Genomic DNA, 25,660 nt, shown 5'->3' with positions numbered 1-25,660 from the left:
CCGTCTTGTAGCGTTGCGGACCATGCGTCTCGTCATTGCCCGTTGCTCCGTGGACTACGCGGGCCGGCTCACGGCCCACCTGCCCTCCGCGCCCCGTCTGATCCTGATCAAGGCAGACGGCAGCGTCTCCATCCACGCGGACGACCGGGCGTACAAACCGCTCAACTGGATGTCGCCGCCGTGCACCCTCAAGGAGGGGGCCGAGGCCGAGGCCGGCGTCTGGACCGTGATCAACAAAGCGGGCGAGAAACTGATCATCACGATGGAGGAGATCCTCCACGACTCCTCGCACGAGCTGGGTGTGGACCCGGGCCTCATCAAGGACGGCGTCGAGGCGCACCTCCAGGAGCTGCTGGCGGACCGCATCGAGATCCTGGGCGAGGGGTACACCCTGATCCGCCGCGAGTACATGACGGCGATCGGCCCGGTCGACATCCTCTGCCGCGACGCCGACGGCGGGACGGTCGCGGTCGAGCTCAAGCGGCGCGGCGACATCGACGGCGTCGAGCAGCTGACCCGCTATCTGGAGCTGCTCAACCGCGATCCGCACCTCGCGCCGGTGAAGGGCGTCTTCGCGGCGCAGGAGATCAAGCCGCAGGCGCGGGTGCTGGCCACGGACCGGGGCATCGGCTGCGTGGTCCTGGACTACGACGCGATGCGCGGCATCGAGGACGACAAGCTGCGGCTGTTCTGACGGCGGCGGCGGAGGTACGGGGACGGCCCCGGGTGCGGTGAACGCGCCCGGGGCCGTCCCCGTTCTCCGTACGGCGGTACGCCCCCCGTGCGTCCGTCAGGCGGGCGTCTCCGAGCCGGCCGGGGTGCCCGAGGCGGGCGGACCGCCGAGGGACGAGGAGGCGGAGTTGCTGGGGCTGTTCTCCCCCGTCGCCGGAGGAGCGCTCGTCGTCGTCGGCGGGGTCGTGCTCGGCTCCGGCGGCGTCGTCGACGGCGTCGGGCTGCTCGGCTTCGGCGGGGTGGTGCTGGGCTTCGGCGGGGTGGTCGACGGGCGCGGCGGCCCGGTCGTCGTGTTCGGGCTCGTGGGCGGCGCCGTCGTCGTGGGGGCCGTGGTGTCCGTCGGGCTGTCGGAGGTGGACGGGGTGCCGGAGGAGGGGCTGCCCGAGCTCGTCGGGTCCGTCGGGGAGGCGCTGCCGGAGCCGGACGGGCTCGGGGAGCCGGAGCCGGTGGGCTTCCCCGTCTCGCCCGGCTCCCCCTCCTCGCCCTCGGCCGGAATCTCGTCGGTGCCGTCCTCGGGGGAGCCCTCGCTCGCCGTGCTGTCGGTGGTGACGCGGTTGGTGGCCGGGTCGTCGCCGTTGCCGGAGGTGGCGCCGAGGGTCACGACGGTGCCGAGGACGGCGACGAGGAGCGCGCCCGCGCCGACGGCGGCGAGGTTGCGGCGGGCGCCGAGGAGGCCGCCCTTGAGGATGCCGCCCCCGGCCGCTCCCCTGCCCGCCCCCTCGGGCCCCTTGCGGCCGGAGTCGGGGCGGGTGATGAGCGTCGGGCCCTCGTCCGCGAAGTCGGGGAAGGCCGGGAACGGGGCGGTCGCCGGGGCCTGCACGGCACCCGAGGGAGGCAGCGCCGGCCGTACGGGCCCGCCGGGCAGCGGGGCGGTGACGGCGGCGGCGCTCCCGGTGGCCGGGCCGCGCAGGGCGGGGGTGCCGCGCGGCGGGGAGACGGGCTCCTCGGCGCGGACCGGGCCCGTGTGCGCGCCGGAGAGGTCGGCGACGAGGGCGAGCGCCCGCCGGCCGGCGACGGTGCCGCGCTTGTCGGCGAGCACCCCGCGCATCCCGATGGAGGCCTCGAGTTCGGCGCGGGCCCGCTCCAGGTTGCCCGCGCAGAGGGCGAGGACGCCCAGTTCGTGGTGGAAGTAGGCCTCCTCGGCGACCTCGCCGGTGAGCCGGGCGGCCTCCTGTCCGGCGCGCAGGGCCCGCTCCCAGGCGCCCCAGTGGAGTCCGGCGGCGAAGGCGGGCGCGGCGGCGCGGGCGAGGAGGACGGCGGTGGCGCGGTGCTCGGCGGTGACGTCGGCGTCCACGTCGGCGACGGACCCGCCCGTCCCGGGGCCGGCGACGAGGACGGACAGGGCGGCGAGGAGGGCGTCGGACTCGGCGGCGGCCCGCTCGGGGGTGACGGAGGGGTGGGCGGCCCACCAGGCGTAGTGCTGGGCCACGGTGTGGGCGCGGGCGGCGGCCTCGGGCTCGTACCCCTGGGCGAGGAGCTGGGTGAGGACCCCGGCGGCGAGCCGGTAGCGGGGGCCGACCGGGGAGAGCAGGCCGCAGGCCATGAGTTCGCCGAGGGCGGCGTCGGCGTGGGTGTCGCCGACGAGCGCCGGAAGGTGGGCCTGGTGCGGCACCTCGCCGCCGAGGGCGACGGCGAAGCGCAGGGCGGTCTGCGCGGAGCGGCTGAGGCGGGAGGCGAGCAGGGCGGCGGGGGCGGCGCCCTCGCCGAGGCTGGGCAGAGGTATCTCGCGCAGTTCGATGTCGGGGTCGTCGAGACCGTCGAAGGCCGCGGCGGCGACGGCGGCGGCAGCGTCGGGGTCGGTGGGCCCGAAGGCCTCTTCGAGGGCGCCGAAGGCGTCGAACTCGGCCGGGGTGACGCGCAGTCGGTCGCGCTGGCGGAGCAGCGCCCCGGCCTGGACGAAGCGCAGCGGCAGTCCCTCGGACTCGAACCACAGGTCGCCCGCCCAGTTCGCCTCCTCGTCGGTGAGGGTGCGGCCGACGGCGCTCTCCAGGAGCTTGAGGGCGGCGCCGCGGCCGAGGCCGGCGAGCTGGATCTCCTCGATGTGTGCGCCGGCGGAGGGGGCGGGGGTGTCGGGTCCCGCGGCGAGGAGGAAGGCGCATTCGGGGGCGGCGGCGAGGAGTTCGTCGAGGGCGGCGCCGCCGAACTCCAGGTCGTCGACGACGACGACGGCGCCGATGTCGTCGAGCCGGGCGAGGAGTTCGGCGCGGTCGGGGCGGTGGTCCGGGGCGTGGCGGACGGCGGTGAACAGCTCGCGGAGAAGTTCGAGGGGGGTGCGGTGGTGTCCGGAGAGGCGGATGACCCCGTCGGGTGCGAGGCCCTCGCAGTCGGCGGCGACGGCGTCGAGGAGGGCGGTTCGGCCGGATCCGGCGGGGCCGGTCAGCCGGGCGGAGCGTCCTCGGCCGAGGACGCCGGCGAGCCGGTCGCGCTGCTCCTGGCGTTCGAGGAGGGGCAGTTGGGGCGCGGCGGGGCCCGGCGGGACGGGCGGGGCCGCGGCGCGGGCGGCCTCGGCGCGTTCCTCGGGAGTACGGGGGCGGGGGGCGGCCGGTTCGCGGCCGGGCGGGCAGGCCTCGATCTCGCTGCCGTCGACGGGGTTGACGGTGACGAGCAGGTCTCCGGAGACGAGCCGGACGACGCGGGCCCTCGCGGGTACGGGTGCGGCGGCGGGCGCGGGTCCGGGCACGCCGCGGTCCTGGCGGGCCTCCCCCTCGGCGTCGTGACCGTACTCCTGCGACCCAGGGTTGATCGGGTCCATGGTGCAAGCCCCCAAGAAGCGGTGTCCGGTGCCCGCCGGGTGGTTCCGTCAATGTGCAGGCGACCGAACCCTAGACCGTGCTCGGACGCCCGGGAACAGCCGGGGTGCTCCCGAGACCAAGACGTCACGGTCTTGTGAGGATTGAGCGTGACGCCTGTTTCACACCACTGCTTCACCTGGCTGAGGGCACGTCACACGCGGGGCAGGGACTCCAGCGCGAGGCCGCCCTCGATGGCGAGGATGCGGTGCAGCTTGGTGGCGACGAGCAGGCGCTGCATCTGGGGCGGCACTCCGCGCAGGACGAGGCGCCGGCCGCAGCGGCCGGCCCGCCGGTGGGCGCCCATGATGACGCCGAGTCCGGTGGCGTCCCAGGAGTCCAGTCCGGTCAGGTCGAGCACCAGGTCGCCGACTCCGTCGTCGACGGCCGAGTGCAGGACCGTACGGGCGTCCGCCGCGCTGCGGACGTCGAGGCGGCCCCCGACGACCAGCTCGACATGGTCGCCCCTGATGTGCATATGCGCTCCCCGAGAGTGCTCCGTCTTCACAACGACTGACTGCCTCGACAGCAGAAGCGTTGCGCCTTGTCAGCGAACCGGTACCGAAATTCACCCCACGGGGTGAGGCGGGGTGGCGGGTACGGCTCAGTACTTGTAGAAGCCCTGCCCGCTCTTGCGGCCGATGTCACCCGCGTCCACCATCCGGCGCATCAGCTCCGGCGGCGCGAACTTCTCGTCCTGGGACTCGGTGTAGATGTTGTTGGCGGCGTTCACCAGGATGTCGATGCCGGTGAGGTCGGCGGTGGCGAGCGGGCCCATGGCGTGGCCGAAGCCGAGCTTGCAGGCGATGTCGATGTCCTCGGCGGTGGCGACGCCCGACTCGTGGAGCTTGGCGGCCTCGACGACGAGGGCCGAGATGAGCCGGGTGGTGACGAAGCCGGCGACGTCGCGGTTGACGACGATGCAGGTCTTGCCGACGGACTCGGCGAACGCGCGGGCGGTGGCGAGGGTCTCGTCGCTGGTCTTGTAGCCGCGGACCAGCTCGACGAGCTGCATCATCGGCACCGGCGAGAAGAAGTGGACGCCGACGACGGCCTCGGGGCGCTCGGTGACCGCGGCGATCTTGGTGATCGGGATCGCGGAGGTGTTGGAGGCGAGGACGGCACCGTCCTTGGCGATCTTGTCGAGCGAGCGGAAGATCTCGTGCTTGACGTCGAGGTTCTCGAAGACGGCCTCGACGATCACGTCCGCGTCGGCGACGGCTTCGAGGTCGGTGGTGGCGGTGATGCGGCCGAGGGCGGCCTCGGCGTCGGCGGCGTCAAGCCTGCCCTTGGCGACGAACCGGTCGTACGAGGCCTTGATGCCGTCCGTACCGCGGGTGAGGGCGGCGTCGGTGACGTCCCGCAGGACGACGTCCCAGCCCGCCTGTGCCGAGACCTGCGCGATGCCGGATCCCATGAGTCCGGCCCCGATGACGGCGAGCTTCCTGGCCACGATGTTCCACCCCTCAACGCCTGTTCACTTCTGGCTCTCCGGCGGAGATTAGCGGTCTCCGGGCGCCATGTGACCGTGAAGTAACGCGCGTCACGCCTTCTTTGACGGACGTCACACCCGCGGCACCCCGTTCGGGCGCCCACACGGTCCCCACATACCCTCGGGGGGTAAATGGTCGAGCGCACGTGTCCGGCGCCCGCCGCCCGAGAGGAGTTGCCGCCGTGCGCCCGTACACCCCGGGGACCGCTCCCGCTCCGCTGCTCCCAGAGGTCGCCGGCGTGGCCGTCCCGACGGGCTCGGCCCGCAACAGCTCGGCCCGGGAGCCCTCGCACGCCCTGGGGGCGATCGGTCCGCCGCCCGAGCGCGTCCGGGGCAGCGTCCGGATCTCGTTCGGCCACTTCCCCACGGAGGCGGACGCGGCCCGCGCGCCGGCGGCGGTGGCCGGGCGTCAGCTCTCCCGCACCGCGTAGCCGAGCACCCTGTCGCTCAGCAGCTCCTCGATCTCGTCGAGGAGTACGAGGGCCTCGCGGGAGACGGTGCTCGCCCTGGCCCCGTCGGTCATCGCGCGGGTGATGTAGCCGACGACGGTGCTCTCGATCCAGGCGAGCTGCCCGCCGACGAGCAGCGGCAGCGGGTCCTCGGCGGGCGCGCCGGTCTCCTCGCGGAGCGTGGCGACGACGGCGTCGTGGACCTGCTGCTGGACGTGGAAGAGCCGGGCCTTGAGGGTGGGGGCGTGCTCGATGACGTTCATGAAGGCGTCGAAGCCGTCCATGAGCCCGTACGCGGGTGACACCGCCCCGATGTCCTGGCGGAGTTCGCGCAGGACGGCCCGGGCGGCGGACTCGCCCCGGTCGCGGCCCCGGATCATCCGGGCGAGGCGCTGGGTGACGCCGTCCATCCGGTCGAGGAAGAGGTCCTCCTTGGCCGGGAAGTAGTTGTAGACGGTGTTGACGGAGACGTCCGCCGCCTCGGCGACGTCCGCGACGGTCACGGTCACGAAGCCGTGCTCCAGGAAGAGCCCGGTCGCGATGTCGGAGATCCGCTGCTTCGTCTCGCGCTTCTTGCGTTCCCTGAGTCCCTCGGCCATGCCCTCATCCTAGGCTCCCTGAAATTTCGGTGGCCCTGAAATTTTGGATGCGTTGCAAAATTACAGTGACTCTGTTTTTGTAGTCGCCATGCCCATCATCAGTACGGCCGGGCTCGCCCGGACCTTCACCACGAAGAACGGCCCCGTGGAGGCCGTCCGCGGAATCGACCTCACCGTCCGGCCCGGCGAGATCCTCGGCCTCCTCGGCCCCAACGGCGCCGGCAAGACGACCACCCTCCGCATGCTCACCACGCTCCTGCCGCCCACCGGCGGCGCCGCCACCATCGCCGGCCACGACCTCGTACGGGACCCCGCCGCCGTACGCCGGCGCATCGGGTACGTCGCCCAGTCCGGCGGCCTCGACCCCCAGGAGACCGTCCGCTCCGAACTCGTCATGCAGGGCAGGCTCTACGGCCTCGACCGGGCGCGCGCGAACGAACGCACCGAGGAGCTCGCGGCCGACCTCGGCCTCACCGAACTCCTCGAACGGAAGACCCCGGCGCTCTCCGGCGGCCAGCGCCGCCGCCTCGACCTCGCGATGGGGCTCACCCACCGCCCCGAGGTCCTCTTCCTCGACGAGCCGACGACCGGTCTCGACCCCGGCAGCCGCGCCGACCTCTGGGCCCTGGTGCGGCGGCTGCGCGACGAGCACGGCACCACCGTCGTCCTCACCACCCACTACCTCGACGAGGCCGACGCCCTCGCCGACCGGCTCGTGATCGTGGACAAGGGCACGGTCGTCGCCGAGAACAGCCCCGCGGGACTCAAGGCCGCGCACGGCGTGAGCACCCTCCAGGAGGCCTTCCTCGCCGTCACCGGCCGCGGCCCGGCCCCCGTCGACACCACTCCCGTAGCGGTCTAGGAGACCCGTGATGCTGCTCCACGACACCGCGCTGCTCTTCGGGCGCTACATCCGCCAGACCATGCGCTCCCCGTTCCAGATCTTCTTCGGCGCCCTGATGCCGCTGCTCTACCTGTTCTTCTTCGGACCGCTGCTCACCGGCCTCCCGCTGGGCCGCGAGGGCGACTCCTGGCAGATCCTCGTCCCCGGCCTGCTGCTGCAGCTCGGCCTCTTCGGCGCCTCGTTCGCCGGCTTCTCGATCATCATGGAGAAGAACTGGGGCGTGCTGGACCGGATGCGGGTCACCCCGGTGAGCCGGCTCGCCCTGCTGCTCGGCCGGGTCCTGCGGGACGCCACGCTCTTCGTCTTCCAGGCGGTCCTGCTCGTCCTGGTCGCGATCCCGATGGGCCTGCGGGCACCGGTCGCCGGGATCCTCATGGGCTTCGGCTTCGTGGCCCTGCTCTCCGCCGCGCTCGCCTCGCTCTCGTACGCGCTGGCCCTCAAACTGCGCACCCCGCAGGAGTTCGGCCCCGCGATCAACACGCTCGCGATGCCGTCGATGCTGCTCTCGGGGCTGATGCTGCCGATGGCCCTCGCCCCCGGCTGGCTCGACGTGGTCTCGCACCTCATGCCGTTCCGCTATCTGGTGGACGCGGTCCGGGAGGCGTACATCGGCCACTACACGACCCCGGCCATGCTGTACGGGGTGCTCGTCGCCCTCGGACTGACGGCGGTCGCCGTGACGGTCGGCACACGCACGTTCCGGAGCGCCGGTGCCTAACTAGGCTGGACCCATGGTCAATCTGACGCGCATCTACACCCGTACCGGCGACCAGGGCACCACGGCCCTCGGCGACATGAGCCGGACCGCCAAGACGGATCTGCGGATCTCGGCCTACGCCGACGCCAACGAGGCGAACGCCGCCATCGGCACGGCGATCGCCCTCGGGCAGCTCGGCGAGGAGGTCGTGAAGGTCCTCGTCCGCGTCCAGAACGACCTGTTCGACGTGGGCGCGGACCTCTGCACTCCGGTGGTGGAGGACCCCAAGTACCCGCCGCTCCGGGTCGAGCAGGGTTACGTCGACAAGCTGGAGGCGGACTGCGACCTCTTCCTCGAGGAGCTCGACAAGCTGCGCTCCTTCATCCTGCCGGGCGGCACGCCCGGGGCGGCCCTGCTGCACCAGGCGTGCACGGTGGTCCGGCGGGCGGAGCGCTCCACCTGGGCGGCCCTCGAAGTGCACGGCGAGACGATGAACGCCCTGACGGCCACGTACCTCAACCGTCTGTCAGACCTGCTCTTCATCCTTGCCCGGACGGCGAACAAGGAGGTCGGGGACGTGCTCTGGGTCCCCGGCGGGGACCGCTGACGTCCGACGCCCGGCGGGCGCGGCGGGCGGCTCGACGGGCGGCTCGCCGACCCGTTCGCCGACCGGGGCCTTCTTCGGCCAGATCGCGTAGCTGAGCGCGATCAGGCCGTGGATGCCCGCCGCCCGCCAGGCGACGAAGATCCAGCCGTAGAGACCGTCGGTGTCCCCGTCGCCGCCGACGTACCAGGCTGCCAGGAGCAGCAGTGCCGAGGCGACGGCCGCGGCGACCACGCTGCCCACCCAGACCGCGCCCTCGTGGCGGGCACGGGCCATCCCGTGGCGCGGCGGCTTCGCGGGCGGCGGCGCCCCGCCGAGACGGTGGGCCGCGTGCCCGTCGAGCCACTTCACGGTGCGGTGGCCGTGGCCGACGGTGTAGCCGATGTAGAGGGCGGCGAGGCCGTGCTCCCAGCTGGGGTCGGCGCCGTTCTTGAGGTCGATCGCGGTGGCGACGAGGAGAACGATCTCCAGGAGCGGTTCGCACAGCAGCAGGGCCATACCCGCCCGGGGCATCTTCAGCAGATAGCGGGTGGCGAGGCCGGCGGCCAGCAGGACCCAGAAGCCGACCTCGCAGACGACGATCAGCGTGACGATCACGGCGGTTCCCCTCTCGGTTCCCCTCCAGCGTCCCGTGGGACCGGCCGGGTTTCGTCGTCGCCGGTGACGACGTACGCCTACATCCTTCGACGGAGGCGGGGATCGGCCCGGACGAGGAGGTCCCGGCAGGTCGGGCCGTGTTGGATGAGAGCGTGACACTCCCCCGCCCGGTGACGACCCCCCGCCCGACCCCGATCCCCCGCCCGCACCGCGTCGACCTGCTCATCGCCCTCTCGGGGCTCGCGGTCGGGCTGCTCCTGTGGTCCTTCGGGCTGTACACGACCGACGACCGCGTCTTCGACCAGCGGTGGGCGGCGCTGGTGCCGCTCGCGGTGATGAGCGCCTGCGAGGCCGGGCGCCGGACGATGCCGCGGGCGGCGCTGACCGTGGGCACGCTCGCGATCATCGCGGACCAGTTCACCAACGGGAACCTGGTCACCGTCCTGATGTTCACGGACATCGTCTACGCCGCCGTGGTGTACGGACCGCCCGCCCAGGCCCGCCGCGTCCCCTATACGACCGGGCTGATCACGGTCGCGGTGACGATCGGCTTCCTCGTCTGGTGGCAGAACGCGCTGGCCCTGCTCGTCGGGGTGATCACGGGCATGGTCTCCTTCCTGCCCGCCATGACCGGCGCCATCGTCCGCAACCACCGGGAGGCCGCGGAGGCCGCCCGGCTGCGGGCCGAACAGACGGCGCTGCTGGCCGAGATGGACCGGGTGCAGGCGGTGGCGGCCGAGCGGGCCCGGATGGCGCGCGAGCTGCACGACATGGTCGCCAACCACCTCTCCGCGATCGCCATCCACTCCACGGCCGCGCTCTCGCTCGACGAACCGGCCACCACCCGGCAGGCGCTGACCGTGATCCGGGAGAACAGCGTGGCGGGCCTGGCGGAGATGCGACGGCTGATCGGCCTCCTCAGGGACAGCAGCGGGGACAAGGAGCCGGCCGCCGCGCCCACCCTCGCCGGTCTGGACGCGCTGGTCGGCCAGGCGCGGGCGAACGCCCGGCCGAGCGGTCTCGTACTGGTCCTCGACGACGGCCGGGGGAGCGACGCGGGCCTCCCGGCGCCGGTCGAGCTGGCCGCGTACCGGATCGTGCAGGAGTCCCTGACGAACGCGCTCAAGCACGCCGCTCCCGGCGAGGTCCGGGTGCTGCTCGGCCGGGCTCCCGACGCCCTGACGGTCGAGGTGACGAGTCCGTACGGGGAGCGCCCCGGTCCGACGGCTCCCGGTTCGGGGGCCGGTCTGGTGGGGATGCGGGAGCGGGTGGCGCTGCTCGACGGCGTCTTCGAGGCGGGGCCGGTCACGGACCACGAGGGACACAGACGATGGCGGGTCCGGGCGGAGCTGCCCGTGGCCGCGAGCGACGAGGAGCGGGCATGACGGTGCGGGTGGTGGTGGCGGAGGACCAGTCCGCGGTACGGGCGGGGCTGGTGCTCATCCTGGGGAGCGCGCCGGACATCGAGGTGGTCGGAGAGGCGGCGGACGGCGAGCGGGCGGTGGAGCTGGCGCGCGAACTGCGCCCGGACCTGGTCCTGATGGATGTGCAGATGCCCCGGATGGACGGGGTGACGGCGACCGGGATCGTGGTCGCGGAGGGACTCGCGGACGTCCTCGTACTGACCACCTTCGATCTGGACGAGTACGTCTTCGGGGCGCTGCGGGCGGGCGCCTCGGGCTTCCTGCTCAAGAACGCGGACGCCCGGGAGCTGATCGAGGCGGTACGGACGGTGGCGCGCGGCGAGGGGCTGATCGCGCCCGCGGTGACCCGGCGGCTGATCGCGGAGTTCGCGGCGGCGGGCCGTCCGGTGCGGGTCTCGGGGGGGACGGATCCCGCCGTGCTCGACGCGCTGACGCCCCGGGAGCGGGAGGTGCTCTCGACGCTGGGCCAGGGGCTGTCGAACGCGGAGATCGCGGTACGGCTCGACATGGCGGAGGCGACGGTGAAGACACACGTCAGCAAGGTGCTGGGCAAGCTGGCGCTACGGAGCAGGGTGCAAGCGGCGGTCCTGGCACAGGAGTTGGGGGTTTAACGGCGCACGGCAACGTTGGTCTGGACCTCTTGACGATTGGTCCAGACCTTCCTACTCTCGGGGCGCGCGCATCTCCACGGACCACCCCCACCCATGTCCGTCCGCAACTTGAGGAGCACCGTTGAGCACTCAAGCACCGACGCGCAGAACAGGGTTCAGACACCGGGCCGCCGCCGGTCTGACCGCCCTGATCCTGCCCCTGGCCGCCATGGTCGGCCTCGCCACCCCCGCCGAGGCCGCCACCTCGGCCACCGCCACGTACACCAAGACCCAGGACTGGGGCACCGGATTCGGTGCCAGCTGGACCGTAAAGAATACCGGTACGACCACCATCAGCTCCTGGACCGTCGAGTGGGACTACCCCGCCGGCACGTCCGTGACCTCCGCCTGGGACGCCACCGTCACCGGCTCCGGCACCCACTGGACCGCCAAGAACGTCGGCTGGAACGGCAGCCTCGCCCCCGGCGCCTCCGTCTCCTTCGGCTACAACGGCGCCGGCTCCGGCGCCCCCAGCGGCTGCAAGATCAACGGCGCCGCCTGCGACGGCAGCACCCAGCCCGGCGACAACCCGCCCTCGGCCCCCGGCACCCCCGTCGCCTCCGGCGTCACCGACACCTCGGTGAAGCTCACCTGGACCGCGGCCACCGACGACAAGGGCGTCAAGAACTACGACGTCCTGCGCGACGGCACCAAGGTCACCACCACCACCGGCCTCACCTACACGGACAGCGGTCTCACCGCAGGCACCGACTACAGCTACACGGTCGTCGCCCGCGACACCATCGACCAGACCGGCCCCGCCGCCGGCCCGGTCCCCGTCCGCACCACCGGTGGCGGCGGCGGCACCCCGCCCCCCAACGTCGTGAAGATGGGCTACTTCACCAACTGGGGCGTCTACGGGCGCAACTACCACGTGAAGAACATCGTGAGCTCGGGCTCCGCGTCCAAGATCACCCACATCAACTACGCCTTCGGCAACGTCACGGGCGGCAAGTGCACCATCGGTGACGCCTACGCCGACTACGACAAGGCCTACACCGCCGACCAGTCCGTCGACGGCGTCGCCGACACCTGGGACCAGCCGCTGCGCGGCAACTTCAACCAGCTGCGCAAGCTGAAGGCGAAGTACCCGAACATCAAGATCCTCTGGTCCTTCGGCGGCTGGACCTGGTCCGGCGGCTTCGGCCAGGCCGTGCAGAACCCGGCCGCCTTCGCGCAGTCCTGCTACGACCTGATCGAGGACCCGCGCTGGGCCGACGTCTTCGACGGCATCGACCTGGACTGGGAGTACCCGAACGCCTGCGGCCTGTCCTGTGACACCAGCGGCGCCGCCTCCTTCAAGAACATGATGCAGGCCATGCGCGCCAAGTTCGGCGCCAACTACCTCATCACCGCGGCCGTCACGGCCGACGCCTCCGCCGGCGGCAAGATCGACGCCGCCGACTACGCGGGCGGGGCGCAGTACATGAACTGGTTCAACGTCATGACGTACGACTTCTTCGGCGCCTGGGCGGCGCAGGGCCCGACGGCCCCGCACTCCCCGCTCACCGCGTACCCCGGCATCCCGCAGTCCGGCTTCAACTCCGCCGAGGCGATCGCCAAGTTCAAGGCGAAGGGCGTCCCCGCCAACAAGCTGCTGCTCGGCATCGGCTTCTACGGGCGCGGCTGGACCGGCGTCACCCAGGACGCCCCCGGCGGCACGGCGACCGGCCCCGCGCCGGGCACCTACGAGCAGGGCATCGAGGACTACAAGGTCCTGAAGAACTCCTGCCCGGCCACCGGAACCGTCGCGGGCACGGCGTACGCCAAGTGCGGCAGCAACTGGTGGAGCTACGACACCCCGGCCACGGTCACGTCCAAGATGAGCTGGGCGAAGAACCAGGGCCTGGGCGGCGCGTTCTTCTGGGAGTTCAGCGGTGACACCGGCAACGGCGAACTGGTCGGCGCCATCAACACCGGCCTGAGCTAGCCCGTACGACCGAAGAAGCGGGGGACGGCGCAGCACGCCGTCCCCCGCTTCCTCACGTACTAAGCGACATTCACCCGTTGCCCGGGAGGCGCTGCCTCCAGCCAGGCCATGAAGCCGGTCCGGGCGTCCTCGCTCATCGCGAGCTCCAGACGGACGCCCTCGTACATACAGGGCTGGATCACCATCTCGGACAGGAGAGCCAGCTCCTCCTCGCCCTCCGGCATCCGGCGCTCCAGAGCCACGATGGACGAGCGCTCCAGGGTACGGCGGGGGCGGGGCGAGTACGAGAAGACACGGAACCAGGCGATCTCGTCACCGCTGTAGCGGGCGACGCCGTACACCCAGCCCTTGCCGCTCGGATCCGGCTCGTCCGGGACGTTCCAGTGCAGCGAACAGTCGAAGGTGCCGCCGGCACGCTGGATCAGCCGCCGGCGCATACCGAAGACGAAGAGCCCGATCACCACCAGTGCGACGACCAGGCCGCACACGAGCAGAGCGAGGAACATCTTCACCGACCTCCTCGCTGCGTCCCGTAGCCGGCACCGCCGGCAGAACCGAATACAACCTGCATCTGCATCGCCTCAGCCGCGGCACGGTCCGGAAAATTCCGGACCGTGCCGCGGCTGAGGGCACTACTCTGCGCGGACCGTCAGCGGACCGATACCGCGCGCAGCCGTACATCGGCGCGCCGCTCGGCGGCGGCGTCCGAATCCGACTTCGCACGCTCCAGCGCGCGCTCGGCGCGCTGGGCGTCGATCTCGTCCGCCAGCTCGCAGACCTCCGCGAGCAGAGACAGCTTGTCGTCGGCGAACGAGATGAATCCACCGTGGACGGCGGCGACGACGGTCGCGCCCTCACTGGTACGGATGGTCACCGGGCCCGACTCCAGCACACCGAGCAGCGGCTGGTGGCCGGGCATGACGCCGATGTCGCCGGAGGTGGTACGCGCGATGACCAGGGTGGCCTCGCCGGACCAGACACTCCGGTCCGCGGCGACCAGCTCGACGTGCAGCTCAGCAGCCAAGGGTGGCTCCTCGGGTCACCACCCGGCGGTCGTGCCGGGTGTTGGGGTCAATTCTAAGGGGCGTGGTGAGGGGAGCGGGACAGGATCCCGCCCCCCTCGGGAGCACGGGGCTCAGGAGACGCCGAGTTCCTTGGCGTTGTTCTTGAGGTCCTCGATGCCACCGCACATGAAGAACGCCTGCTCGGGGAAGTGGTCGTACTCACCGTCGCAGATCGCGTTGAACGCGGAGATCGACTCGTCGAGCGGAACGTCCGAACCGTCCACACCGGTGAACTGCTTCGCCGCGTGGGTGTTCTGGGACAGGAAGCGCTCGACACGGCGGGCGCGGTGGACAACGAGCTTGTCCTCCTCGCTCAGCTCGTCGATACCGAGGATCGCGATGATGTCCTGGAGGTCCTTGTACTTCTGCAGGATTCCCTTGACGCGCGTGGCGGCGTCGTAGTGGTCCTGCGCGATGTAGCGCGGGTCCAGGATCCGGGACGTGGAGTCCAGCGGGTCCACGGCCGGGTAGATGCCCTTCTCGGAGATCGGACGGGAGAGAACCGTCGTCGCGTCGAGGTGGGCGAAGGTGGTGGCCGGAGCCGGGTCGGTCAGGTCGTCCGCGGGGACGTAGATCGCCTGCATCGAGGTGATCGAGTGACCACGGGTCGAGGTGATGCGCTCCTGGAGGAGACCCATCTCGTCGGCCAGGTTCGGCTGGTAACCCACGGCGGAGGGCATACGGCCGAGCAGGGTCGACACCTCGGAACCGGCCTGGGTGAAGCGGAAGATGTTGTCGATGAAGAACAGCACGTCCTGCTTCTGCACATCGCGGAAGTACTCCGCCATGGTCAGACCGGCGAGGGCCACGCGGAGACGGGTGCCCGGGGGCTCGTCCATCTGGCCGAAGACCAGCGCGGTCTTGTCCAGAACGCCGGCCTCCTCCATCTCCACCATGAGGTCGTTGCCCTCACGGGTGCGCTCGCCGACGCCCGCGAAGACCGACACACCGTCGTGCAGCTTGGCCACACGGACGATCATTTCCTGGATCAGAACGGTCTTGCCGACACCGGCACCACCGAACAGACCGATCTTTCCACCCTTGACGTACGGGGTGAGAAGGTCGACGACCTTCAGGCCGGTCTCGAACATCTCGGTCTTGGACTCGAGCTGGTCGAAGGCCGGGGCCTTGCGGTGGATCGTCCAGCGCGGCGCGTCGGCCACGGTGGACTCGTCGGCGTTCAGCACCTGGCCCAGCGTGTTGAACACACGGCCCTTGGTGACGTCACCGACGGGAACGGTGATGCCCGTGCCGGTGTCGGTCACCGCGGCCTGGCGGACCAGGCCGTCGGTGGGCTGCATGGAGATGGCGCGGACAACGCCGTCACCGAGGTGCTGGGCGACCTCGAGGGTCAGCGTCTTGGTCGCGCCCTCCTCGGTCGGGTCCATGACCTCGACGTGCAGGGCGTTGTAGATCGCCGGCATCGCGTCGACGGGGAACTCCACGTCGACGACCGGGCCGATGACCCGGGCGACGCGGCCCGTGGCGGCGGCCGTCTCAACAGTGGTCGTCATTACTTGTCACTCCCCGCGGTCGCGTCGGCCAGGGCTGCGGTGCCACCGACGATCTCGCTGATTTCCTGGGTGATTTCGGCCTGGCGGGCCGCGTTGGCAAGTCGGGAGAGGTTGTTGATCAAGTCTCCCGCGTTGTCGGTCGCCGACTTCATCGCGCGTCGCGTGGCGGCGTGCTTGGAAGCAGCCGACTGGAGCAGCGCGTTGTAGATCCGGCTCTCGACGTACCGCGGCAGCAGGGCGTCGAGGACGTCCTCCGCCGACGGCTCGAAGTCGTACAGCGGACGAAGCGTGTCCGAGTCGCCCGCCTCCTTCGCCACCTCGTCGAGGCTGAGGGGCAGCAGCCGGGCCTCGACCGCCGTCTGCGTCATCATCGAGACGAACTCGGTGTAGACGATGTGGAGCTCGTCCACACCACCCTCCGCCGTGTCCTTCTCGATCGCCTCGATCAGCGGAGCCGCGATCGTCTTGGCGTCGCCGTACGACGGCTGGTCCGTGAACCCGGTCCACGTGCCGGCCAGCTTCCGCTCGCGGAAGTTGTAGTGCGCGATGCCACGACGGCCGACGACGTAGATCGCGACCTCACGACCCTCGCGCTCAAGCTTCGCCGTCAGCTTCTCCGCGGCCTTGATGGCGTTGGAGTTGAAGGCGCCGGCCAGACCGCGGTCGCTCGAAAGAAGCAGAACCGCGGCACGGATCGGGTTCTCCGCCTCGGTGGTCAGCGGGTGCTTGTCGTTCGCACCCGTGGCCACCGCCGTGACCGCACGCGTCAGCTCGGTCGCGTACGGCGTGGACGCCTGCACCTTGCGCTGCGCCTTGACGACACGCGAGGCGGCGATCATCTCCATCGCCTTGGTGATCTTCTTCGTCGCGGTGACGGATTTGATGCGACGCTTGTAGACCCGGAGCTGCGCTCCCATGAGTCAGGTCCCTTCCGTCGTCACTTCGAGACGTTGACGGCGGCAGGAGCGTCCTCGCCCAGCAGCTTGCCGTCAGAGGTCTCGAACTGCTTCTTGAACTCCGCGATGGCGTCGCCCACGGCCTGCAGGGTGTCGTCGGACATCTTGCCGCCCTCACGGATGGAGGTCATGAGGCCGGAGTGGCTCTGGCGCAGGTACGCCAGGAGCTCGGCCTCGAAGCGGCGGATGTCGGCGACCGGAACGTCGTCCATCTTGCCGGTGGTACCGGCCCAGACGGAGACGACCTGGTTCTCGGTGGGCATCGGCTGGTACTGAGCCTGCTTGAGCAGCTCGACCATGCGCTGTCCACGCTCCAGCTGCGCCTTGGAGGCGGCGTCCAGGTCGGAACCGAAGGCGGCGAACGCCTCCAGCTCACGGAACTGGGCCAGGTCCACGCGGAGGCGGCCGGAGATCTGCTTCATCGCCTTGTGCTGGGCGGAGCCACCGACACGCGAGACCGAGATACCGACGTTCAGAGCCGGACGCTGGCCGGCGTTGAACAGGTCGGACTCCAGGAAGCACTGGCCGTCGGTGATGGAGATGACGTTGGTCGGGATGAACGCCGACACGTCGTTCGCCTTGGTCTCGACGATCGGAAGACCGGTCATCGAACCGGCACCCAGCTCGTCCGAGAGCTTCGCGCAGCGCTCGAGGAGACGCGAGTGCAGGTAGAAGACGTCACCCGGGTAGGCCTCACGGCCCGGCGGGCGGCGCAGCAGCAGGGACACGGCGCGGTAGGCGTCGGCCTGCTTCGACAGGTCGTCGAAGACGATCAGGACGTGCTTGCCCTGGTACATCCAGTGCTGACCGATGGCGGAACCGGTGTACGGCGCCAGGTACTTGAAGCCGGCCGGGTCGGACGCCGGGGCGGCGACGATCGTCGTGTACTCGAGCGCACCGGCCTCTTCCAGGGCGCCGCGAACGGACGCGATGGTCGAGCCCTTCTGGCCGACGGCGACGTAGATGCAGCGGACCTGCTTGTTCACGTCGCCCGAGCGCCAGTTGTCGCGCTGGTTGATGATCGTGTCGACACACAGAGCGGTCTTGCCGGTCTGACGGTCACCGATGATCAGCTGACGCTGACCACGGCCGACCGGCGTCATGGCGTCGACGGCCTTGTAGCCGGTCTCCATCGGCTCGTGCACCGACTTACGGGCCATAACGCCCGGGGCCTGCAGCTCGAGGGCGCGGCGGCCCTCGGTCGCGATCTCGCCGAGACCGTCGATCGGGTTGCCGAGCGGGTCGACGACGCGACCCAGGTAACCCTCACCGACACCGACGGAGAGGACCTCACCGGTGCGCTGCACCGGCTGACCCTCCTCGATGCCGCTGAACTCGCCGAGGACGATCGCACCGATCTCGCGCTCTTCGAGGTTCAGCGCGAGACCCAGGGTCCCGTCCTCGAACTTCAGCAGCTCGTTCGCCATGGCCGAGGGAAGTCCCTCGATCTTCGCGATACCGTCACCGGCCAGGCTGACCGTGCCGACCTCCTCGCGCGAGGCCGCGTCCGGCTGGTACGACTGGACGAAGTTCTCCAGTGCGTCCCGGATCTCCTCCGGCCGGATCGTGAGCTCCGCCATCTGGGTTCCCTGCTCTCCTTGTTGGGCCCGAAGTTTCTTAAGGGGTCTGGGGGCCGACCCCCAGGAATCTTCTGCAATCTCTGCACGGCCCAACCGGGCCGCTGGTGATGCTGTGTTGCTGTGATGCCTTGTGCTGCTGGTGACGGTCGTCAGCCGGCCAGTCGGCGGGTCGCCTCGTCGAGGCGCTCCGCGATCGAGCCGTTGATGACCTCGTCGCCGACCTGCACCGTGATCCCGCCGAGGACCGAGGGGTCCACGTCCAGGTTCAGGTGCATCTCGCGGCCGTACAGCTTGGCCAGTACGGCACCGAGGCGCTGCTTCTGCTGGTCCGACAGCGGCACCGCCGTGGTGACGACGGCGACCATCCGGTTCCGGCGCGCCGCGGCGAGCTTGGAGAGGGACTCGAGTCCCGCTTCCAGGCTACGTCCCCGGGGCTGGGTCACCAGACGGACGACCAGGCGCTCGGTGGCCGGGTCGGCCTTGCCGCCGAGCAGGCTGCGGAGCAGCGCGCCCTTGGCGGTGGCCGTGGCGGCCTTGTCCGTCAGCGCCGAGCGGAGCTCGGGGCTGGAGGACACGATCCGGCCGAAGCGGAACAGTTCGTCCTCGACGTCGTCGAGGGCGCCCGCCTTCTGCGCCGCGGTGAGGTCGGCGGTGTTCGCCAGTTCCTCGGCCGCGTCGACCAGGTCACGCGAACGCGACCAGCGGGAACGCACCATGCCGGACACCAGGTCGACGGCTTCGCCACCCACCTGACCGCTCAGGAGTCGCTGCGCGAGCTCGGCCTTTGCCTCACCCGACTGCGCGGGGTCGGTCAGGACCCGGCGCAGCGACACCTCGCGGTCGAGCAGCGTGGTGACTGCGGCCAGCTCGACCGCGAGCTTCGCCGCGTCGACCGACGTGTTGTCGGTCAGCGCGTCGAGGGACTCACGTCCTGCGGCCAGTGCCTCGCGGCTCGCTCCGTTCATCGGACGGCCTCGGCCTTCTCCTCGAGCTCGTCGAGGAAGCGGTCGATCGTCCGGCTCTGGCGGGCGGAGTCCTCGAGGGACTCGCCGACCAGCTTGCCGGCCAGGTCGGTGGCGAGCTTGCCCACGTCCTGACGCAGCGAAGCGGACGCGGCCTTGCGGTCGGCCTCGATCTGCGTGTGGCCGGCCGCGATGATCTCCTCGCGCTGGCGCTGGCCTTCCGCCTTCATCTCCTGGATGATCGCGGTGCCCTGCTCCGTCGCCTCCTGGCGAAGACGCGCGGCCTCGTGGCGGGCCTCGGCGAGCTGGGCCTTGTACTGCTCCAGCACACTCTGAGCCTCGATCTGGGCCGACTCGGCCTTCTCGATGCCACCCTCGATGGCCTCGCGACGCTGCTCCAGAACCTTGTTGATGTTCGGGAGGAGCTTCTTGGCGAGGAAGCCGAAGACGATGACGAAGGCGATCAGGCCGATGACGAGCTCGTCGAGATGCGGAATCAGAGGAGGCTGGGGCTCCTCCGCTGCCGCAAGAAGCAGAGCGTTCACATCAGTGCCTTCCGTAAAAAGAATCGGGCAGTCGGTCCGGCTTACTGGTAGACGAAGCCCATGACGATGCCGATGAGGGCGAGCGCCTCACAGAAGGCGAAGCCCATGATCTGGTTGGTGCGGATCAGACCGGCGGCCTCGGGCTGGCGGGCGAGGGCCTGCGTACCGTTACCGAAGATGATGCCGACGCCGACGCCGGGGCCGATCGCGGCGAGGCCGTAACCGATCGAGGCGACGTTGCCGACGACGTTGGTCTTGGCGCTGCCACCGTCGGCGGCGAGGTTGATCATGTCGAGAGCAGCGGACATGCCGTTACTTCCTTCTCTTTCAATGACCCGATGGGGGTTGGCCACCGGACGACTGATGGATTCGGGGGTGGAGCTACGGGGCCGGTACGGCTCAGTGGTGCTCGGCGAGCGCGCCCTGGACGTAGCTGCAGGCCAGGAGGACGAAGACGTACGCCTGGACAGCCTGGATGAAGAGCTCGAAGGCCGTCATCACGAGGACCATCACGAACGAGGCGCCGGCGTAGACGAAGCCCAGGCCGTTCATGAGGTACCAGGTGGCCAGCGAGAACATCACGATCAGCAGGTGACCGGCGAACATGTTCGCGAACAGTCGCACCGCGTGCGTGAAGGGCCGGATGAGCAGGTTCGAGAAGAACTCGAGGACCATGACCATCGGAAGGATCGCGCCGAGCGACTTGTCGTAGCCGACGATGTTCTTCCAGCCGCCGACGAAGCCGTGCTTCTTGAAGGTCAGCGAGACCCAGAGGACGTACACGATCAGCGCGAGACCGGCCGGGAAGGCGATCAGGGAGGTGACCGGGAACTGGGCGAGCGGGATGATCGACCAGAGGTTGAGCATCCACACGAAGAAGAACAGCGACACCATCAGCGGGACGTACTTCTCGCCGTCCTTCTTGCCGATGATCTCGTAGACGATGCCGCGGCGCACGAAGTCGTAACCGGCCTCGCCGACCATCTGCATCTTGCCGGGGATCAGCTTGGGCTTGTTGAAGGCGGCCCAGAAGAACCCGACGACCACGATCGAACCCAGGATCGCCAGCAGCATCGGCTTGGTGAAGTCGATACCGCCCACGGTGAACATGGGCTCGTACATGAACGTGTGCAGGCCCGGCGCCGGGAAGCCGCATCCACTGAAGATGTGGCAATCCGGGTCGAAGGCAAGCGTCTGGTCAGCACTCACCGCGGGCTCCTTCAGCGTGGCGCATAGGTACGGCAACCTCGTTGTGTCGGCGCGGCACGCAGCCGCGGGTCGGCACTGGACTGGTCTTACGGATAAGGGGGCGGCGGTTCGGCATCGAGCCTCGCGCTGGGACAGGCGTCTCGGATGCCCGCGCCCGCAGTGCCGCAGTTGGCACCGGACGATAGCAGGAAGCCGAACGCGGCTTTATCCCGGCCCTACCCTTCACGACTTCGACCCCGTGTTTCCGGGGTCGATGTACGTGATCTTGGCCTTCATGTAGGCCCGAGCCTGTGCGGCAACCCACACCACGGTCGTCGCGAGCAGCGTGAAGGCGAAGGCCTTGAAGTCGAACAGCGTCGTGTTCTTGAGCAAGGCCAGGAAGATGAAGAGCACCAGCAACTGGGCCGTGTAGAGCATGAGCCCCATGGCCTGGAAGAGGTGCGGAAGCGACTTCGCCGTCCGCTGCAGGACCACCTGCCCGATCCCCATGAAGAGGATCACGACCAGGGTGCCGACAACGGCACCGACAGCTCCCTTGCCACCCGCGATCACGCCGCTGATGACCGTGGCGAGAACGCCGACGACAGCGGTGGGAACAGCGGTGTGCAAGAGGATGCGTGCGTCGTTGGACGGCATGGCGGTGTCTCCGCAGTGATGGAGGGGGCGATGGTGTCGTCATGGACGAGCGTAAGCCCGGTCCGAGGTGGGTCTCGGGGCCAACGGACCGTCGCACTACGGTCTTTCGGCACTGTCGCCGGGTCTCGTGAACCGTATCACAAACTATTTGAATAGGTCTTTACCCATAAGGTGTGCCAACCATCACACATGAGAGTTACCCCGCGCGTGTGTGCACGACAGGGCGGCGCCTTGTCTGGTAATGGCCGCCAATGCGGCCATTCGTCAACTTGGCGTTCCGGCCTTCCTCCGGTCGGTGAAGCGCGCGCGGTTGCCGATGGCCGTGGACCCGTGGAGGCCGGCCGGCACCGGAACGCGTTCCTCCGCGCCCTCCGCGGGCTCCGGAGCGGGCTCCGCCACGACGGGGACCGGGGTACGGCGGCGGTAGCGGGGCGGCACGACCGACTGCGCCCAGCGGGGCGCCCGCGGCGTGAAGCGCGGCAGCAGGAGCAGCACCAGACCGATCGCGCTCAGCGCGACCACGCACAGCACGATCCACATCGACGCCGAGTGCACCGAGTACGCCAGCGTCCCGAAGGCGATCAGCGCCGACCAGAAGTACATGATCAGGACCGCGCGGCTGTGCGAGTGCCCGATCTCCAGGAGCCGGTGGTGCAGGTGCCCGCGGTCGGCCGCGAACGGCGACTGGCCCTTCCACGTACGGCGCACGATCGCCAGGACCAGGTCCGCCATCGGGATCGCGATGATCGTCAGCGGCAGCACCAGCGGGATGAAGACCGGCAGGGCGGCGTGGGTGGCCTGCCGGGTCGAACCCTCGAAGATCTTCAGCGCGTCCGGGTCGACCTGGCCGGTGATCGAGATCGCGGAGGCCGCCAGGATCAGACCGATCAGCATCGAGCCCGAGTCGCCCATGAAGATCCGCGCCGGGTGCATGTTGTGCGGCAGGAAGCCCAGGCACATGCCCATCAGGATCACGGTGAAGAGCGTCGCGGGGGCGGCGGCCTCGATCGTGTAGCCGTACCAGAGGCGGTACGCGTACAGGAAGAAGGCGGCGGCGGCGATGCAGACCATGCCGGCGGCGAGACCGTCGAGACCGTCGACGAAGTTGACCGCGTTGATGGTCACGACCACCAGCGCCACGGTCAGGAGCGTGCCCTGCCCGGGGGTCAGCGAGACGACGCCGACGCCGGGGATCGGCAGCCACAGGATCGTCAGACCCTGCGCGACCATCACGCCCGCCGAGATCATCTGGGCGCCCAGCTTGATCAGCGCGTCCAGCTCGAACTTGTCGTCCAGGACGCCGATCAGCCAGATCAGGGCGGCACCGGAGAGCAGGGCCCGCGGCTCGTTGGAGAGCTCGAAGACGCTGTTCAGGTTCTGCAGGTGGTCGGCGACGAGCAGACCCGCGCACAGCCCGAAGAACATGGCGATGCCACCGAGCCGCGGAGTCGGTTCTCGGTGTACGTCGCGGGCGCGGATCTCCGGCATCGCCCCGGTCGCGATGGCGAACTTCCTCACCGGACCGGTGAGCAGGTACGTCACCGCGGCCGTGACACAGAGCGTCAGCAGGTAATCACGCACGGGCTGCCCCACAGGAATCGCTGGCCATCTCAGCCCCACACCCTAGCCGTGCCGTCCATGTGCTTGGAGACACGCGGGCCGTCCGAACGGTTGCACAGCGACTTTCCCGGGTCTTCCCTCAGGGTCCATACGGGGGAAATCGCCCGGTCAGTGCCCTTACCTCCGCCCGCACCCTGGCGGTCTCCGCGGCGTCGTCGCGCAGCGCGGCGGTGAACAGCCCGGCGATCCCGGCCATCTCCGGGGAGCCCATGCCCTGCGTCGTCACGGCGGCCGTGCCCAGCCGGATCCCGCGCCCCACCCCGTACGGCAGGGCGCAGGTGTCGAGCACCACACCGGCGGCGGCCAGCCGGGCGCGGGCGGTGCGGCCGTCGATGCCGAGGGGTCCTGGGTCGGCGGTGATGAGGTGGGTGTCGGTGCCGCCGGTCGTCAGCGCGAAGCCCTCGGCGGCGAGGGCGGCGGCGAGGGCCCGGGCGTGCTCGACCACCTGATGGGCGTACGCGGTGAACGCCGGGGTGGAGGCCTCGCCGAACGCCACCGCCTTCGCCGCGATCGTGTGCATCTGGGCGCCGCCCTGGGTGAACGGGAACACCGCGCGGTCGATCCGCCCCGCGAGGTCGTCGCCGCAGAGGATCAGTCCGCCGCGCGGACCGCGCAGCACCTTGTGCGTGGTCGCGCAGACCACGTCGGCGTACGGGACGGGGTTCGGGGCCGCTCCCCCGGCGACCAGGCCGATGGGGTGGGCCGCGTCCGCGATCAGATAGGCGCCGACCTCGTCGGCGATCTCCCGGAAGACGGCGTAGTCGAGGTGGCGGGGGTACGAGATGGAGCCGCAGACGATCGCCTTCGGACGGTGGTGCCGGGCGAGGGCGGCGACCTGCTCGTAGTCGACGAGCCCGCTCTCGGCGTCGACGCCGTACGGGACGAAGTCGAACCAGCGGCCGGAGAAGTTGGCGGGCGAACCGTGGGTGAGATGCCCGCCGTGTTCGAGCCCCATGGCGAGAACCGTGTCACCGGGCCTGAGAAGGGCCGCGTACGCCGCCAGGACGGCCGAGGAGCCCGAGTGGGCCTGGACGTTCGCGTGGTCGGCTCCGAAGAGCGCGGTGGCCCGTTCCACGGCGATCCGCTCGGCGGCGTCGACGTACTCGCAGCCGCCGTGGTGCCGGGCACCGGGATAGCCCTCGGCGTACTTGTTGGCGAGGGGGGAACCGAGCGCGGCGAGGACGGCGGGCGAGGTGAAGTTCTCGGCGGCGATCAGCTGCAGACTGTCGGCCTGCCGGCGCACCTCACCGAGCAGCACGTCGGCGATCTCGGGATCCTGCCGGCGCAGGACGTCGAGACCCACTTCGGGGGGAGCGGTGACCGGCATGGCTGACTCCGGGCGTGGAGGGATGTCAGCACCAATGTAGGCAGCGCCGCCCCCACCCGCCCGCTGAGCGTCAGTCCCGCGCCGAAACGCCCGTCAGCGCCGTCACCACGGGATCCAGCGCCTGGTTGATCTCGTCGCCGATCGAGCGGAAGAACGTGATCGGGGCGCCGTACGGGTCGTTGACCTCGTCCGCGTCCACCGAGGGGGCGAGGAGCCACCCGCGTAGAGCCGCTGCCGCGCGGACCAGGGAGCGGGCGCGTTCCACCATGCCCTCGTCGTGGGCGTCCGGGAGGGTGGCCGGGTCGATCGCGCGGACCAGGCGGGTGAACTCCTTCAGGGTGAAGGTGCGCAGGCCCGCCGAGTGGCCCATGGAGATGACCTGCGCCCGGTGGTCGCGGGTCGCCGTCAGGACGAGGTCCGCGCGGATGACGTGCTCGTCGAGGAGCTCACGCCCCACGAAGCCGCTGTAGTCCGCGCCGAAGTCGGCGAGGACCAGTTCCGCGTTGGCCTCCATCGGGGCGCCCTCGTGGCCCCAGGTGCCCGCGCTCTCCACGATCAGGCCGCCGCCGAGGGGATCGCCGAGGCGGTCGCTCAGGGCATGGCGGGTCAGCCGCTCGGTGATCGGCGAGCGGCAGACGTTGCCGGTGCTGACGTGGAGGATGCGGAAGGTGGTGCTGTCTTCGAACCCCGCTATGCCACGCCCCTCAGGGGCGGTCAATGTGCCACCTCGAGGTCGGGTACGACCTTCCGGAGCTCCTCCGGCGACAGTGCTCCCTCGCGCAGCAGCACCGGGACCTTGCCCGTGACGTCGACGATGGACGAGGGGACGATCCCGGGCGTGGGTCCGCCGTCGAGGTAGACGGAGACGGAGTCGCCGAGCATGCCCTGCGCCGCGTCGCAGTCCTCCGGCGCCGGGTGTCCGGTGAGGTTCGCCGAGGAGACGGCCATCGGGCCGACCTCGGTGAGCAGCTCGATCGCGACGGGGTGCAGCGGCATGCGGATGGCGACGGTGCCCCGGGTGTCGCCGAGGTCCCACTGGAGGGACGGCTGGTGCCTGGCGACGAGGGTGAGCGCCCCGGGCCAGAAGGCGTCGACGAGTTCCCAGGCCTGCTCGGAGAAGTCCGTGACGAGGCCGTGGAGGGTGTTCGGGGAGCCGATGAGCACGGGCGTGGGCATGTTGCGGCCCCGGCCCTTGGCGGCAAGCAGGTCCGCGACGGCCTCGCTGCTGAAGGCGTCCGCGCCGATCCCGTACACGGTGTCGGTGGGCAGCACGACGAGCTCGCCCCGGCGGACGGCGGACGCGGCTTCGCGCAGGCCGGTCACACGGTCGGTCGCCTCGTTGCAGTCGTATCGCCGTGCCATCAGTTCCCGGCCTCCTCG

Annotated in this window: 27 protein-coding genes; 8 read left to right on the top strand and 19 right to left on the bottom strand. The window is 70.5% G+C overall.

Annotated features, from left to right (window positions below):
* Positions 1 to 22 precede the first annotated feature (22 nt).
* The gene (gene nucS / locus V4Y03_RS23790; protein WP_317878322.1) at positions 23 to 694 is read left to right on the top strand and encodes an endonuclease NucS; all 672 of its coding nucleotides are present in this window, start codon (positions 23 to 25) and stop codon (positions 692 to 694) included.
* Between the two features lie 96 nt (positions 695 to 790).
* On the opposite strand, the gene V4Y03_RS23785 is transcribed toward nucS, so the two are convergent.
* From V4Y03_RS23785 to V4Y03_RS23775, 3 genes are all read right to left on the bottom strand, one after another.
* Complete coding sequence (locus V4Y03_RS23785) at positions 791 to 3,484, bottom strand: ATP-binding protein (protein ID WP_332436230.1); 2,694 nt, start codon at positions 3,482 to 3,484, stop codon at positions 791 to 793.
* A 191-nt stretch (positions 3,485 to 3,675) separates the two neighbouring features.
* Positions 3,676 to 3,999, bottom strand: a complete 324-nt coding sequence (locus V4Y03_RS23780) for an STAS domain-containing protein (protein WP_015036221.1) — start codon at positions 3,997 to 3,999, stop codon at positions 3,676 to 3,678.
* A 126-nt stretch (positions 4,000 to 4,125) separates the two neighbouring features.
* Positions 4,126 to 4,974, bottom strand: coding sequence for a 3-hydroxyacyl-CoA dehydrogenase family protein (locus V4Y03_RS23775; protein WP_317873986.1), 849 nt, complete (start codon positions 4,972 to 4,974; stop codon positions 4,126 to 4,128).
* 221 nt (positions 4,975 to 5,195) lie between these two features.
* Between V4Y03_RS23775 and V4Y03_RS23770 the strand changes: the two genes are divergently transcribed.
* A complete protein-coding gene (locus V4Y03_RS23770; protein ID WP_332436229.1) occupies positions 5,196 to 5,444 on the top strand; it encodes a hypothetical protein in 249 nt (82 codons plus the stop codon).
* Here the strand turns inward: V4Y03_RS23770 and V4Y03_RS23765 are convergent.
* The gene (locus V4Y03_RS23765; RefSeq protein WP_332436228.1) at positions 5,423 to 6,061 is read right to left on the bottom strand and encodes a TetR/AcrR family transcriptional regulator; all 639 of its coding nucleotides are present in this window, start codon (positions 6,059 to 6,061) and stop codon (positions 5,423 to 5,425) included. The genes V4Y03_RS23770 and V4Y03_RS23765 overlap by 22 nt on opposite strands.
* A gap of 88 nt (positions 6,062 to 6,149) precedes the next feature.
* On the opposite strand from V4Y03_RS23765, the gene V4Y03_RS23760 reads away from it, so the two are divergent.
* Genes V4Y03_RS23760 through V4Y03_RS23750 form a run of 3 tightly spaced genes read left to right on the top strand, consistent with a single transcriptional unit; the run spans position 6,150 to position 8,269 of the window.
* The gene (locus tag V4Y03_RS23760; protein WP_332436227.1) at positions 6,150 to 6,923 is read left to right on the top strand and encodes an ABC transporter ATP-binding protein; all 774 of its coding nucleotides are present in this window, start codon (positions 6,150 to 6,152) and stop codon (positions 6,921 to 6,923) included.
* 10 nt (positions 6,924 to 6,933) lie between these two features.
* On the top strand, positions 6,934 to 7,683 hold the full coding sequence (locus V4Y03_RS23755; protein ID WP_317873982.1) for an ABC transporter permease: 750 nt from the start codon (positions 6,934 to 6,936) through the stop codon (positions 7,681 to 7,683).
* Between the two features lie 13 nt (positions 7,684 to 7,696).
* Complete coding sequence (locus tag V4Y03_RS23750; protein ID WP_317873981.1) at positions 7,697 to 8,269, top strand: cob(I)yrinic acid a,c-diamide adenosyltransferase; 573 nt, start codon at positions 7,697 to 7,699, stop codon at positions 8,267 to 8,269.
* Here the strand turns inward: V4Y03_RS23750 and V4Y03_RS23745 are convergent.
* Positions 8,189 to 8,863: a hypothetical protein gene (locus tag V4Y03_RS23745; protein ID WP_332436226.1), complete on the bottom strand. Its 675-nt coding sequence runs from the start codon at positions 8,861 to 8,863 to the stop codon at positions 8,189 to 8,191. The genes V4Y03_RS23750 and V4Y03_RS23745 overlap by 81 nt on opposite strands.
* 152 nt (positions 8,864 to 9,015) lie before the next feature.
* On the opposite strand from V4Y03_RS23745, the gene V4Y03_RS23740 reads away from it, so the two are divergent.
* The 3 genes from V4Y03_RS23740 (at position 9,016) to V4Y03_RS23730 (ending at position 12,867) form a co-directional block, all read left to right on the top strand.
* Positions 9,016 to 10,248 (top strand): sensor histidine kinase, encoded by a 1,233-nt coding sequence (locus V4Y03_RS23740; protein WP_332436225.1) that lies wholly within the window; start codon positions 9,016 to 9,018, stop codon positions 10,246 to 10,248.
* Entirely contained in the window at positions 10,245 to 10,898 is a 654-nt protein-coding gene (locus tag V4Y03_RS23735) for a response regulator transcription factor (protein WP_317873978.1), read from the top strand. Before V4Y03_RS23740 ends, V4Y03_RS23735 begins: the two co-directional genes overlap by 4 nt.
* A gap of 121 nt (positions 10,899 to 11,019) precedes the next feature.
* Positions 11,020 to 12,867, top strand: a complete 1,848-nt coding sequence (locus V4Y03_RS23730; protein ID WP_442809555.1) for a glycosyl hydrolase family 18 protein — start codon at positions 11,020 to 11,022, stop codon at positions 12,865 to 12,867.
* Between the two features lie 59 nt (positions 12,868 to 12,926).
* Here V4Y03_RS23730 and V4Y03_RS23725 read toward each other — a convergent pair whose 3' ends face one another.
* From V4Y03_RS23725 to V4Y03_RS23660, 14 genes are all read right to left on the bottom strand, one after another.
* The gene (locus tag V4Y03_RS23725; protein WP_317873977.1) at positions 12,927 to 13,373 is read right to left on the bottom strand and encodes a DUF2550 domain-containing protein; all 447 of its coding nucleotides are present in this window, start codon (positions 13,371 to 13,373) and stop codon (positions 12,927 to 12,929) included.
* A gap of 143 nt (positions 13,374 to 13,516) precedes the next feature.
* Complete coding sequence (locus V4Y03_RS23720) at positions 13,517 to 13,891, bottom strand: F0F1 ATP synthase subunit epsilon (RefSeq protein ID WP_317873976.1); 375 nt, start codon at positions 13,889 to 13,891, stop codon at positions 13,517 to 13,519.
* 111 nt (positions 13,892 to 14,002) lie between these two features.
* Positions 14,003 to 15,445 carry a F0F1 ATP synthase subunit beta gene (gene atpD / locus V4Y03_RS23715; RefSeq protein ID WP_317873975.1) on the bottom strand — a complete coding sequence of 481 codons (1,443 nt, stop codon included), beginning with the start codon at positions 15,443 to 15,445 and terminating at the stop codon, positions 14,003 to 14,005.
* Positions 15,445 to 16,362 (bottom strand): F0F1 ATP synthase subunit gamma, encoded by a 918-nt coding sequence (locus tag V4Y03_RS23710; RefSeq protein ID WP_317873974.1) that lies wholly within the window; start codon positions 16,360 to 16,362, stop codon positions 15,445 to 15,447. Before V4Y03_RS23710 ends, atpD begins: the two co-directional genes overlap by 1 nt.
* A 20-nt stretch (positions 16,363 to 16,382) precedes the next feature.
* On the bottom strand, positions 16,383 to 17,981 hold the full coding sequence (gene atpA / locus V4Y03_RS23705) for a F0F1 ATP synthase subunit alpha (protein WP_056567515.1): 1,599 nt from the start codon (positions 17,979 to 17,981) through the stop codon (positions 16,383 to 16,385).
* Between the two features lie 149 nt (positions 17,982 to 18,130).
* Positions 18,131 to 18,946 carry a F0F1 ATP synthase subunit delta gene (locus tag V4Y03_RS23700; protein ID WP_317873973.1) on the bottom strand — a complete coding sequence of 272 codons (816 nt, stop codon included), beginning with the start codon at positions 18,944 to 18,946 and terminating at the stop codon, positions 18,131 to 18,133.
* Positions 18,943 to 19,488, bottom strand: coding sequence for a F0F1 ATP synthase subunit B (locus tag V4Y03_RS23695; RefSeq protein ID WP_056567509.1), 546 nt, complete (start codon positions 19,486 to 19,488; stop codon positions 18,943 to 18,945). The genes V4Y03_RS23700 and V4Y03_RS23695 overlap by 4 nt, the downstream gene beginning before the upstream one ends.
* Positions 19,489 to 19,529: 41 nt before the next feature.
* Positions 19,530 to 19,796 (bottom strand): ATP synthase F0 subunit C, encoded by a 267-nt coding sequence (atpE, locus tag V4Y03_RS23690; protein ID WP_317873972.1) that lies wholly within the window; start codon positions 19,794 to 19,796, stop codon positions 19,530 to 19,532.
* A 91-nt stretch (positions 19,797 to 19,887) separates the two neighbouring features.
* Positions 19,888 to 20,697, bottom strand: a complete 810-nt coding sequence (gene atpB, locus V4Y03_RS23685) for a F0F1 ATP synthase subunit A (protein WP_317873971.1) — start codon at positions 20,695 to 20,697, stop codon at positions 19,888 to 19,890.
* A 222-nt stretch (positions 20,698 to 20,919) separates the two neighbouring features.
* Positions 20,920 to 21,333 carry a hypothetical protein gene (locus V4Y03_RS23680; protein WP_332436224.1) on the bottom strand — a complete coding sequence of 138 codons (414 nt, stop codon included), beginning with the start codon at positions 21,331 to 21,333 and terminating at the stop codon, positions 20,920 to 20,922.
* 264 nt (positions 21,334 to 21,597) lie between these two features.
* Positions 21,598 to 22,914 (bottom strand): MraY family glycosyltransferase, encoded by a 1,317-nt coding sequence (locus V4Y03_RS23675; RefSeq protein WP_317873970.1) that lies wholly within the window; start codon positions 22,912 to 22,914, stop codon positions 21,598 to 21,600.
* A 118-nt stretch (positions 22,915 to 23,032) separates the two neighbouring features.
* Positions 23,033 to 24,280: a serine hydroxymethyltransferase gene (gene glyA / locus V4Y03_RS23670; protein ID WP_332436223.1), complete on the bottom strand. Its 1,248-nt coding sequence runs from the start codon at positions 24,278 to 24,280 to the stop codon at positions 23,033 to 23,035.
* A gap of 70 nt (positions 24,281 to 24,350) precedes the next feature.
* Positions 24,351 to 24,998, bottom strand: coding sequence for an arsenate reductase/protein-tyrosine-phosphatase family protein (locus V4Y03_RS23665; protein ID WP_317873968.1), 648 nt, complete (start codon positions 24,996 to 24,998; stop codon positions 24,351 to 24,353).
* On the bottom strand, positions 24,995 to 25,642 hold the full coding sequence (locus tag V4Y03_RS23660) for an L-threonylcarbamoyladenylate synthase (protein WP_317873967.1): 648 nt from the start codon (positions 25,640 to 25,642) through the stop codon (positions 24,995 to 24,997). The genes V4Y03_RS23665 and V4Y03_RS23660 overlap by 4 nt, the downstream gene beginning before the upstream one ends.
* Positions 25,643 to 25,660: the final 18 nt, after the last annotated feature.

The sequence above is a fragment of the Streptomyces sp. P9-A4 genome, assembly GCF_036634195.1.
Classification (GTDB): Bacteria; Actinomycetota; Actinomycetes; order Streptomycetales; family Streptomycetaceae; genus Streptomyces.
This window is presented reverse-complemented; position numbering and strand designations above follow the sequence as displayed.

Coding starts and splice junctions, on each gene's coding strand:
- nucS (WP_317878322.1), top strand. CDS start 23: ATGCGTCTCGTCATTGCCCGTTGCTCCGTGGACTACGCGGGCCGGCTC.
- V4Y03_RS23785 (WP_332436230.1), bottom strand. CDS start 3,484: ATGGACCCGATCAACCCTGGGTCGCAGGAGTACGGTCACGACGCCGAG.
- V4Y03_RS23780 (WP_015036221.1), bottom strand. CDS start 3,999: ATGCACATCAGGGGCGACCATGTCGAGCTGGTCGTCGGGGGCCGCCTC.
- V4Y03_RS23765 (WP_332436228.1), bottom strand. CDS start 6,061: ATGGCCGAGGGACTCAGGGAACGCAAGAAGCGCGAGACGAAGCAGCGG.
- V4Y03_RS23760 (WP_332436227.1), top strand. CDS start 6,150: ATGCCCATCATCAGTACGGCCGGGCTCGCCCGGACCTTCACCACGAAG.
- V4Y03_RS23755 (WP_317873982.1), top strand. CDS start 6,934: ATGCTGCTCCACGACACCGCGCTGCTCTTCGGGCGCTACATCCGCCAG.
- V4Y03_RS23750 (WP_317873981.1), top strand. CDS start 7,697: ATGGTCAATCTGACGCGCATCTACACCCGTACCGGCGACCAGGGCACC.
- V4Y03_RS23735 (WP_317873978.1), top strand. CDS start 10,245: ATGACGGTGCGGGTGGTGGTGGCGGAGGACCAGTCCGCGGTACGGGCG.
- V4Y03_RS23725 (WP_317873977.1), bottom strand. CDS start 13,373: ATGTTCCTCGCTCTGCTCGTGTGCGGCCTGGTCGTCGCACTGGTGGTG.
- atpD (WP_317873975.1), bottom strand. CDS start 15,445: ATGACGACCACTGTTGAGACGGCCGCCGCCACGGGCCGCGTCGCCCGG.
- V4Y03_RS23710 (WP_317873974.1), bottom strand. CDS start 16,362: ATGGGAGCGCAGCTCCGGGTCTACAAGCGTCGCATCAAATCCGTCACC.
- atpA (WP_056567515.1), bottom strand. CDS start 17,981: ATGGCGGAGCTCACGATCCGGCCGGAGGAGATCCGGGACGCACTGGAG.
- V4Y03_RS23700 (WP_317873973.1), bottom strand. CDS start 18,946: ATGAACGGAGCGAGCCGCGAGGCACTGGCCGCAGGACGTGAGTCCCTC.
- atpE (WP_317873972.1), bottom strand. CDS start 19,796: ATGTCCGCTGCTCTCGACATGATCAACCTCGCCGCCGACGGTGGCAGC.
- V4Y03_RS23680 (WP_332436224.1), bottom strand. CDS start 21,333: ATGCCGTCCAACGACGCACGCATCCTCTTGCACACCGCTGTTCCCACC.
- glyA (WP_332436223.1), bottom strand. CDS start 24,280: ATGCCGGTCACCGCTCCCCCCGAAGTGGGTCTCGACGTCCTGCGCCGG.
- V4Y03_RS23660 (WP_317873967.1), bottom strand. CDS start 25,642: ATGGCACGGCGATACGACTGCAACGAGGCGACCGACCGTGTGACCGGC.